The organism is Bacillus sp. LR--39, from assembly GCF_053613335.1.
In genome coordinates this window covers 1-908 of the sequence record NZ_JBSIOT010000509.1, presented here as the reverse complement: position 1 = coordinate 908, position 908 = coordinate 1, and the positions used below count along the sequence as shown (strand labels likewise).

Genomic DNA, 908 nt, shown 5'->3' with positions numbered 1-908 from the left:
TCATATCGCCGTATACGCGCCCTGTTTTGCCGCGGATCAGCTCCGCCATATCAGGATTTTTCTTTTGCGGCATCATGCTGCTTCCTGTTGCGTACGTATCGTCAAGCTCGATGAATTTAAACTCCTGCGAGCACCATAAAATGATTTCTTCAGAGAAACGGGATAGGTGCATCATCAGCATACTGCTGTTGCTTAAAAACTCCAAAATGAAGTCTCTGTCGCTGACGCCGTCCAAGCTGTTTTCATAAATGGCATCAAAGCCGAGCAGTTCCGCTGAATAATCACGGTCAATTGGGAAGGTTGTTCCCGCGAGCGCCCCGCAGCCGAGCGGAGATTTGTTAATCCGCTTCATCGAATCCTGAAAACGCTCCTTGTCGCGCTCAAGCATCCAGAAATACGCAAGCAGATGGTGAGCGAATGAAATCGGCTGGGCGCGCTGCAGATGTGTGTAGCCCGGCAGAATCGTTTCAACGTTCGCATCCGCCTTTTCAATCAGCGCACTTTGGAATGCCTCAATCAGATCGATGATGTGGCCGACATGATTCTTCAAATATAAATGCATGTCAGTCGCCACCTGGTCATTCCGGCTTCTGCCGGTATGCAGCTTGCCGCCAAGAGGACCGATTTCGTCAATGAGCATTTTCTCAATGTTCAAATGAATATCCTCATAATCGACTGAGAATTCCAATGCTCCCTCCTCTGCTTTTTGCAAAAGGGTATTCAGGCCCTCTCGGATTTTCAGCTCTTCTTCAGCTGTCAGAATACCGCATTTTTTCAGCATGGCAGCATGTGCGAGAGACCCTGTAATGTCTTCAGCAACTAAATTTTGGTCAAATGATATGGACGCGCCGAACTCGTCGACCCATTTTTCCGGTGTTTTTTGAAATCGGCCTCCCCCAAGCTTCTTC

Annotated in this window: 1 protein-coding gene; it reads right to left on the bottom strand. The window is 48.6% G+C overall.

The annotated features are described in order from the left end of the window. Positions 1–908, bottom strand: a 908-nt coding sequence (gene argH / locus ACWHAR_RS24530; protein WP_452088113.1) for an argininosuccinate lyase, incomplete at both ends; no start/stop codon positions are given.